This window comes from Candidatus Bandiella numerosa, assembly GCF_021811875.1.
Lineage (GTDB): Bacteria > Pseudomonadota > Alphaproteobacteria > Rickettsiales > Midichloriaceae > Aquirickettsia > Aquirickettsia numerosa_A.
In genome coordinates this window covers 1-8,908 of record NZ_JAJBJD010000029.1, presented here as the reverse complement: position 1 = coordinate 8,908, position 8,908 = coordinate 1, and the positions used below count along the sequence as shown (strand labels likewise).

At 32.1% G+C, this 8,908-nt stretch carries 9 protein-coding genes; 4 read left to right on the top strand and 5 right to left on the bottom strand.

Annotation, left to right across the window (positions count from 1 at the left end):
- Positions 1-219 (top strand): hypothetical protein (locus L8D11_RS01940; RefSeq protein WP_236869995.1); only part of this gene is annotated, 219 nt, incomplete at its 5' end.
- Here the strand turns inward: L8D11_RS01940 and era are convergent.
- Genes era through recA form a run of 5 tightly spaced genes read right to left on the bottom strand, consistent with a single transcriptional unit; the run spans position 178 to position 6,191 of the window.
- A complete protein-coding gene (era, locus tag L8D11_RS01935) occupies positions 178-1,035 on the bottom strand; it encodes a GTPase Era (protein WP_236869994.1) in 858 nt (285 codons plus the stop codon). The genes L8D11_RS01940 and era overlap by 42 nt on opposite strands.
- On the bottom strand, positions 1,028-1,702 hold the full coding sequence (rnc, locus tag L8D11_RS01930; protein ID WP_236869993.1) for a ribonuclease III: 675 nt from the start codon (positions 1,700-1,702) through the stop codon (positions 1,028-1,030). The genes era and rnc overlap by 8 nt, the downstream gene beginning before the upstream one ends.
- A 9-nt stretch (positions 1,703-1,711) precedes the next feature.
- Positions 1,712-2,488 carry a signal peptidase I gene (gene lepB, locus L8D11_RS01925; RefSeq protein ID WP_236869992.1) on the bottom strand — a complete coding sequence of 259 codons (777 nt, stop codon included), beginning with the start codon at positions 2,486-2,488 and terminating at the stop codon, positions 1,712-1,714.
- A 2-nt stretch (positions 2,489-2,490) separates the two neighbouring features.
- Positions 2,491-5,169, bottom strand: coding sequence for a pyruvate, phosphate dikinase (ppdK, locus tag L8D11_RS01920; RefSeq protein WP_236869991.1), 2,679 nt, complete (start codon positions 5,167-5,169; stop codon positions 2,491-2,493).
- On the bottom strand, positions 5,169-6,191 hold the full coding sequence (recA, locus tag L8D11_RS01915) for a recombinase RecA (protein ID WP_236869990.1): 1,023 nt from the start codon (positions 6,189-6,191) through the stop codon (positions 5,169-5,171). Before recA ends, ppdK begins: the two co-directional genes overlap by 1 nt.
- Positions 6,192-6,398: 207 nt before the next feature.
- Here recA and tsaB point away from each other — a divergent pair, with 207 nt between their 5' ends.
- From tsaB to L8D11_RS01900, 3 genes are read left to right on the top strand one after another with little or no spacing between them, the layout of a single operon-like run.
- Entirely contained in the window at positions 6,399-6,995 is a 597-nt protein-coding gene (gene tsaB / locus L8D11_RS01910) for a tRNA (adenosine(37)-N6)-threonylcarbamoyltransferase complex dimerization subunit type 1 TsaB (RefSeq protein WP_236869989.1), read from the top strand.
- A gap of 26 nt (positions 6,996-7,021) precedes the next feature.
- Positions 7,022-8,449: an NADP-dependent isocitrate dehydrogenase gene (locus L8D11_RS01905; protein WP_410519500.1), complete on the top strand. Its 1,428-nt coding sequence runs from the start codon at positions 7,022-7,024 to the stop codon at positions 8,447-8,449.
- A gap of 5 nt (positions 8,450-8,454) precedes the next feature.
- Positions 8,455-8,829 carry a hypothetical protein gene (locus tag L8D11_RS01900; protein ID WP_236869987.1) on the top strand — a complete coding sequence of 125 codons (375 nt, stop codon included), beginning with the start codon at positions 8,455-8,457 and terminating at the stop codon, positions 8,827-8,829.
- Positions 8,830-8,908 lie beyond the last annotated feature (79 nt).

Below are 8,908 nucleotides of genomic sequence, written 5' to 3'. Positions count from 1 at the left end.
CTTACTTTGCCGTCAGCTTCCTTCCGCCAACTCCTCACGAAGTTAACCTTGCCTCAGCTAATGGACAGCTCTATATCAGCCCATGAGGGACTTGAACCCTCTACTCTTACATCATGCACGGCGCACATCGGCATTGTCCATTTCTTAGAAGCATTTTCAAGATACATAATGGTGCCTCTACAACTTATCCATCCAAGTATCCCTTACTTTAATAAATAAATACAAATGTATTTTTTTATCAGTTAATTTTTCTATTTCTCTTTTGGAAATTATACTAATTTTCTTAATATTTTCTCCATTCGTTCCCAAAATAATCTTTTTTTGGCTATCTTTTAACACTGTAATGACTTGGTGTATGGTAACGTCGTTTTGTGTTTCTTTCCAGGATTCTGTCTCAACTTTTAAGTTATATGGTATTTCTTTATTTAAAAATTTGTACAATTGCTCCATTGTTATGTCCTCAGCAATTTGCTTAATACTTCTATCAGTGACTTCATCCTCATTATAGTGCCATTCTCCCTCTTGAGAATTGGTGATTAAGTAATTTAAAAAATCTGTTACACCTTTATTATTTATGGCTGAAACCATGAAAATATTATTAAATCCTTTAGCTTTAGCTTCTTGAGCGAGAAGAAGTAATTGATTTTTATCCTTTACCAAATCTACTTTGTTGAAAATAATTATCAAGTTATCTTGAGAATTAAAATAAGTTACATCAATTAATGGATTGTTTAAACAATTTTTTTTTGCTACATCAACAATGATGCAAATAAAATCAACGTTTTTAATTTCTTGAAGCGATTTTTTTGTAATAGATTTTTCTAATTTATATTTTGGATTTTTTAAATATCCAGGTGTATCTATAAATATTAATTGAGTATTATCTTTAGAAACTATCCCCTTAATATTATCTCTGGTGGTGTGCACTTTATGCGTTACTGCTGATATTTTTTGATTAACCAAAGCATTCAGAAGTGTTGATTTACCTGAATTAGGAGCTCCAATAAGGCAAGCATATCCTATTTTTTTATTCATTATTACTATTGATAAAATTTAGCATTTCTTCAGCGGCTTTTTGTTCTGCCTCTTTTTTTGTTTTCCCTTGAGCCTTAAATTTATATTTATTCTTAAGTGATACTGATATGGTAAATATTGGCTCATGTGGCTCACCATCTTTATCTTCTGTTTTATATTTTGGTAATATTTTATACCTTTTCTGGATTAATTCTTGTAACTGTGACTTATAATCTTTTTGAAATAACTTGTTTATGTCAGTAAAAAATTCTGCCCACCAATTACTAACGATATCCTTAATAGTAATAAAATCACTATCTAAATAAATAGCAGCTATAACAGCCTCTAAAACATTTTCCAAATTATTGGGATTTTCCCTGCCACCGCACTGCTCCTCTCCATTATCAAGAATAATTTTTTCTCCCATACTAAGCTTTTTAGCTACTTTAACTATTGTCTTAGAGTTAACTAGATTGGCAAGAATAATCGATAATTCTCCTTCAGAATAGCTGTTAAATCTATGATACACAACATCTGCAATCACGACATTTAAAACGCTATCTCCTAAAAACTCCATTCTTTCGTAACTTACCTCTTCAATTTTATTCTTAACAGCACTAGGATGCGTTAACGCTATTCTGAGTAGATTAGTATCTTTAAATTTATAATCATCTAGTTCTAGTTTCACAAAAAAACATCATTCAATCATTTTAAAAGCCCTATTTGTTTCGAACTTCGTGATAAAGTCTAGCACTGAAAAATCAGATGTCCAAAATAATATTTTAGCTTTTCCAAGAATTTTGTTTTTTGGAACATAACCCACTTTTTTCAAAAATCTGCTATCTATAGAATTATCTCTATTATCACCCATAAAAAAATAATGTCCCTTTGGAACTTTGTAAACAGGAGTATCATTATGATCAAAGTTATTTTGATAGCTTTTCCGACCATTATCTGTGTATATTGTGTAATTCACTCCATTTGGGAGAGTTTCCTCAAAAATATTTTTTACATATGGAATAACATTTTGCTCTATATCAATTTTTTGCCCCTTCGGCTCCCTCTTTACAGCGACATTGTTAATATATAATAGCCCATCTTTAATTTGTATTTCATCATCAGGAAGACCAATCAACCTTTTTATGTAATGTATACTACTATCTTTTGGCAATAAAAAAACTATAACATCACCTCTTTTAGGTGTATCAAAAAAGAATGATTCGTTAAACAAATCAAATCTATTGAGCATGAATGAGAGGGAACTATTGTTATAGCCATAAGCAAATTTCTCTACAAAAAGATAATCACCGATTTGTAATCCTGGTTTCATTGAACCAGAAGGAATTTTAAAGGGTTGATATATGAATGTTTGAAAAATAAATGCAAAAATAAATGCAAATGCTAATGAATTTAATAATTCCTTAAAATTTTTATAAGAAAATATTAATTTAATATAGTTATCAATAAGCCTCATGTTTATACCTTAGCATTATATTTTCCTGCCGATACCTTGGCAATAGGTATCCTGAAAGGGGAGCAGGATATATAATCAATTTTTAATTTATTAAAAAACTTTATTGAAGCAGGATCTCCAGCATGTTCACCACAAATTCCAATTTTAATGGCAGGATTGTGCTTTTTACTACTTATAACCGCCATTTTTAATAGCTCACCAACCGTTTGCTCATGAATGGAGGAAAAAGGATCTTCAAAAAAAATACCCTTTTCCATGTACGTTCTTAAAAATTTACCTGCATCATCTCGTGAAATGCCAAGACATGTTTGCGTAAGATCATTAGTACCAAAACTTATAAAATCTGCTTCGCTCGCTATCTCACCAGCATTGATAACTGCAGCAGGAAGTTCAATCATACTTCCTAATTTATATACAAACTTAGTATTTAATTCCTTTTCAAGCGTATTAGCTGTGTCATTAATGAGGCTTTTTAACATCATAAATTCTGCTTTATTCATTACCAGTGGAACCATAATTTCTGGAATAGTTACAATGCTTTCTTTAATGCATCTGTGAGTTGCTCTAAGAATCGCCTTCACTTGCATCTGGTATATTTCAGGATATGTAATTGCAAGCCTGCATCCCCTATGGCCTAACATTGGATTAGCTTCTTTAAGAGAATTGACCCTATTTTTGATATCTTTAAGATTCAAAGACATTAATTGGCTCATATGCCCCAGTTCATCTTCATCATTTTGTGGAAAAAATTCATGAAGTGGTGGATCTAGTAATCTAATAGTTACTGGCAATCCACTCATAATTTTAAATAGTTGGTAAAAATCTTCTTCTTGATAAAACAGTAACTGGTTGAGAATTTTTGAGCGTTCTTCCAAATTTTGGGAGAGGATCATTTCTCTAAAAATGTTAATTCTATCCTCTTGGAAAAACATATGCTCGGTTCTACAAAGACCTATTCCACAAGCGTTAAAATTTTTAGCAACTTTTGCGTCTTTTATTGTTTCAGCATTTGCCATAACTTTTAAAAGTGCAAATTCTTCTGCTATTTCAATCAAATTTTCAAAGCTTTTGTCTAATTTAGTTTGTATGGTACCTACTTTACCTAAAAAAATTTCACCGCTTGAGCCATTGATTGTAATGAGCTCTCCTTCTTTAAGGATCGTATTATTAATTTTTACAGTACTCTTCTCATTATCAACCATTACTTCGAATGCACCTGTAACACATGGTTTACCCATACCTCGTGCTACTACAGCTGCATGAGAAGTCATACCTCCACGAGCTGTTAATATACCAGAAGAAGCTCCTATACCACCAATATCTTCTGGATTGGTTTCATTTCTTACTAAAATAACTTCACCATGCCTGGCCATTATCTCCGCTTTACTTGAAGAAAGAGCAATTTTACCAAATGCTGCACCGGGTGAAGCAGGTAATCCTTTACTAAGGAATATTTTTACGGCCCTTGGATCAATACTTGGATGTAAAACTTTTTCAACTATTTCTGGCTCTATATTATCTAGGGCTTGTTGTTTAGTTAATATACCTTCCTGCATCATATCTACCGCTATTTTTATAGTGGCATGCGCCGTTCTTTTAGCAGATCTAGTTTGTAATATCCAACATTTACCGTTTTCTATCGTAAATTCGACATCCTGCATGTCTTTATAATGTAACTCAAGCTTATGAAGAATGGTTTTTAGTTCCTGATAAGCCTTTGGCATTAATTCTTCAAGTGATTTTTCATCCCCAAAGCACTGCTCTTTAGATTTTATATTTATTGGGCTAGGAGTAATCGCACCAGATACTATGTCCTCACCTTGAGCATTAACAATATATTCTCCAAATATTTCATTTTCACCAGTGGATGGATTTCTTGTAAATACAACGCCTGTGGCGCAATCCTCGCCTTTGTTTCCAAAAACCATCGCTTGGATATTAACTGCAGTTCCAACATCATTTGGAATATTATTCATACTTCTATATTTGATAGCACGCGGTACATTCCAGGATTTAAAAACTGCCGATATGGCGCTCCAAAGTTGATTGGTGATGTTTTGAGGAAAATCCTTGTTTAGAATATTTTTAACCAAATTCTTATACTCATCAATGACATCTTTTAAATTTTCTTCAGTTAAATTTTGATCTTTCTTAATGCCAAGAAGAGCCTTTTTATTGTGTAAGATAGCTTCAAATTTTGACTTGTCTAATCCAAGCACGACATGGCTATACATTTCAATGTATCTTCTATAAGAATCATAAGCAAATCTGGGATTTTTTGTAATTTTCGCAAGTCCTTTTACTGTTGTGTCATTTAATCCTAAATTAAGGATTGTCTCCATCATTCCTGGCATCGATATCTGAGCACCCGATCTAACGGAAATCAACAATGGATTATTCTCATCTCCAAATTTTAATCCAATTGCATTTTCTAGCTGAGTCATAGCGCTAAGAATTAGCTCCTTTAATGATTCTGGCAGCTGATTAGAGTTATTAGTGAATTCTTTGCATATTTTTGACGAAATTGTAAACCCTGGAGGTACTGGAATCTTCATTTTGCTCATCTCAGCAAGACCAGCTCCCTTATTACCTAAAATACCTTTTAGATGATTCCCTCCTTCGGCTTTATTATTTCCAAAAGGAAAAATATATTTTTTTGACTCTTCTTTTTCTTTATTCATCAATCTGCGTTACTTATAGAAATCTCATCCAATTTTTCTGGATTAAGCTCCTTAATTTCCAATATCTTATCTTTAATCTCCTGCGATATTTCAGGATTTTCTTTTAAAAATACCTTGGCATTTTCCTTACCTTGTCCAATTTTTTGATCTTTATATGCATACCATGAGCCTGATTTGTTAATTACATCTACAGTAACCCCAATATCAATGAGCTCACCTTCTTTTGAAATTCCTCCACCATACATAATATCAAATTCTACGACCTTAAAGGGAGGTGCAACTTTATTTTTTACAATCTTTACTCTAGTCTGATTACCTATAACTGCATCCTTTTCCTTTATGGAGCCAATACGCCTTATGTCAAGTCTTATAGAAGAATAGAATTTTAACGCATTCCCCCCAGAAGTTGTTTCAGGACTTCCAAACATTATACCAATTTTCATTCTAATTTGATTAATAAAAAACAGTATGGTGTTTGTTTTGGAAACACTAGAAGTTAATTTGCGAAGCGCTTGACTCATCAATCTTGCTTGTAATCCCACATGACTATCACCCATTTCTCCTTCAATTTCTGCTTTAGGTACTAATGCTGCAACGCTATCTATTATAACCATGTCAAATGCTCCTGATCTGACCAACGTATCAGTTATCTCAAGCGCTTGCTCACCGGAATCTGGTTGTGATAAAATTAACTTATCTACATCAACTCCTAATTTTTTCGCATAAATCCTATCAAAAGCATGTTCTGCGTCAATAAAAGCGCATGTCCCACCCTTTTTTTGGCATTCAGCAATTGCATGAAGTGTTAATGTCGTTTTTCCTGAGCTTTCTGGACCATAAATTTCAATAACTCTTCCTTTTGGATAGCCTCCTACTCCTAAGGCAATATCTAAACCCAACGAACCTGATGGTATTGATTCAATGTTTTGAGCCTCCATTTCGCCAAGTTTCATAATAGCGCCTTTCCCGTACGCTTTCTCTATCTGACTTAATGCAGCTTCTAATGCCTTTTCTTTGTCCATAAGCTTGAATTTTATTTGTGTATAGCATTACTCAGTTGCAGTATAGATAAAGTATGAATAGTTTCAACAAATTTCTTTTATTTCTCAATATGATTGGAGATCAATTAGAATTTATCAAATTTCGATTTATGAGATTGCCAGGAATATTTTAAGAATTTGCATTTTCATATTGTTTAGCTTACAATTTTTTAAATATTTTTATACTATATGATTGGACTGACACTTGATACGTCATATTTATATGCATCTATAGCCATATCTGAAAATGATAAGGTAATGTATTTTAAAAATAATGAGAAAGTAAATAAGCAAGCAGAAACACTTAACTTGATGATAGAGGGAGCTATGAGCGATTTAAAATTAAGTTTTAGCGATTTAAATTATATTGCGGTGGCAATTGGTCCAGGTAAATTCACTGGACTCAGAGTTGGTATATGCGTTGGTAACGCATTACATTTTGCTTTAAAAGTGCCGTTATTGCCTATATGCAATCTAGCTACAATTGCTTTTAATCATAAAGAAAAGAATATTGGTGTTTTACTTGAGGCAGGAGTAGAAAAATACTATTTTCAGGAATTTTATAATAAAATCAATACGTCTCCAATCAAAATAATTACAAAAGATGAGATAAGCAAGATTAAAAAAGAGCTTTATTTGGTAGGGAATGTTGATCAGGTTAATGATAAATTTCTTTTAGATGCAAGTCATATTGCCAAATTTGCAAATCATAAATTAAAAAATTTAAAAAATTTGGTATCAAATTATTTAAAGCCACAATATATTATTAATAATTATCTCGCTTAAAATTTAACTTATAGGAGTTTAAAATGATGAATAATCGAATTACTGTAGCATACGGGGACGGAATTGGTCCTGAAATTATGGAATCAGTTTTGCAGATTTTAAGCCATGCTAAAACTGGCTTAGAGGTAGAAACTATAGAAATTGGTGAAAAAATTTACAATAAAGGTTTTTCCTCAGGAATATCAGATGATGTATGGGAGGTAATTAAAAGAAATAAAGTGTTATTAAAAGCTCCAATTACAACTCCTTTAGGAAAAGGCTATAAGAGTTTGAATGTTACATTTAGAAGAACATTGGAACTATTCGCTAATATTCGCCCTTCTTCATCTTACTATCCATTTATTGGTAAATTCAAAAATATGGATGTTGTTATTATCCGTGAAAATGAAGAAGATTTGTATTCTGGTATAGAATATAGGTTTACTCAAAACGCAACGATTGCAATGAAATTGGTTTCTACATCAGGGTGTGAAAAAATTATTCGATACGCATTTGAGTATGCAAAAATAAATAAACGCAACAAGGTAACTTGCGTTACAAAAAGTAATATTCTTAAAATTACCGATGGTTGCTTTCAAGAAATTTTTCTTAAAATTGCTCCTGAGTATCCAAATATAAAAGCGGAGCATATGTTGGTGGATATTGCTTCAGCAAAACTTGCAAATAATCCCGAAAATTTTGATGTTATAGTTACTCTCAATTTATACGGAGATATTATGTCAGACATAGCTTCTGAGGTGTCTGGTTCAGTTGGGCTTGCAGGAAGTGCAAATATTGGAAAAAAATATGCAATGTTCGAAGCAGTGCATGGTTCAGCACCAGATATTGCAGGGAAAAATATCGCTAATCCCTCGGGATTGTTAAATTCTGCCATAATGATGCTAAAGCATTTGGGAAAAAATCATGAAGCAGAAATGATTTATAACGCTTGGCTAAAGACCATCGAAGAAGGGTTGCATACTGCCGACATGTTTAATCCAGAAAAAAGTATAAAAAAGCTTTCAACTTCTGAATTTACACAGGCAGTTATTGATAATTTTGATAACAAGCCGAGCTTACTGATAAGTAAATTTCAACCTGCAGCCAATGAACGAATTTCAATAAAAGAGACTCTTAATAATAATGAAAGATGCGAATTAATTGGAACAGATATATTTATAAAAATTCAATTTACGCCTCAATTGATCGCTCAATTACAAAAACTAGATGAAATTTTAAAATTACATATGGTATCAAATAGAGGCTTATTAATTTGGCCAAAAGTATTGACAACAGCCGAAGTAGATTTCTACAGATTTAGATTTCTCAAAGCAAAAAAAGAATATAGGATTTCGCAAAATGACGTCCTAATATTATATAAGAAAATAGTTGAATTAGATCTTGACATAGTGTCGATTATAAATTTATTTAATTACGATGATAATATTGGTTTTAGCTTAGCTCAGGGAGAGTAGAAATTTTGACACTACAAAATTTGGATATAACGAAAGAATTGAAAAATTTTGCTAAGTTATTGAATAATAAGAAGTCTGACGATTTTAAATTTTCATGGATTAGGCTTGCAAGGACTAAAAATGTTGGCTCAAAGACATTTGTGCAACTACTCAAAATGTATGGAGATCCGGAGACTGCTTTACAAAATATTGACACACTTGCTAAAAATGGTGGATCTCCAATTGGAAAATTAGTTCCGTCTAAACAAATTATCAAAAAAGAAATAGCTGAGAGCAAAAAATATGGCGCAGAAATTATACTTGCATGTGAAGAGAATTATCCGAGCTCATTATTAAGACCATTGCATAATAGGCAGAAAGAAACATATATGATAGAATGAAAAGATAAGTACATACGAAAGAGGAGGCAAAATGTCATTTTTAGTAAGAGAAGCAGAAGAACGTATAGAGAAGAGTAAG

Bases quoted from the DNA above. Each gene is read 5' to 3' on its own strand.
- era (WP_236869994.1), bottom strand. From the start codon at position 1,035: ATGAATAAAAAAATAGGATATGCTTGCCTTATTGGAGCTCCTAATTCA.
- lepB (WP_236869992.1), bottom strand. From the start codon at position 2,488: ATGAGGCTTATTGATAACTATATTAAATTAATATTTTCTTATAAAAAT.
- ppdK (WP_236869991.1), bottom strand. From the start codon at position 5,169: ATGAATAAAGAAAAAGAAGAGTCAAAAAAATATATTTTTCCTTTTGGA.
- recA (WP_236869990.1), bottom strand. From the start codon at position 6,191: ATGGACAAAGAAAAGGCATTAGAAGCTGCATTAAGTCAGATAGAGAAA.
- tsaB (WP_236869989.1), top strand. From the start codon at position 6,399: ATGATTGGACTGACACTTGATACGTCATATTTATATGCATCTATAGCC.
- L8D11_RS01905 (WP_410519500.1), top strand. From the start codon at position 7,022: ATGAATAATCGAATTACTGTAGCATACGGGGACGGAATTGGTCCTGAA.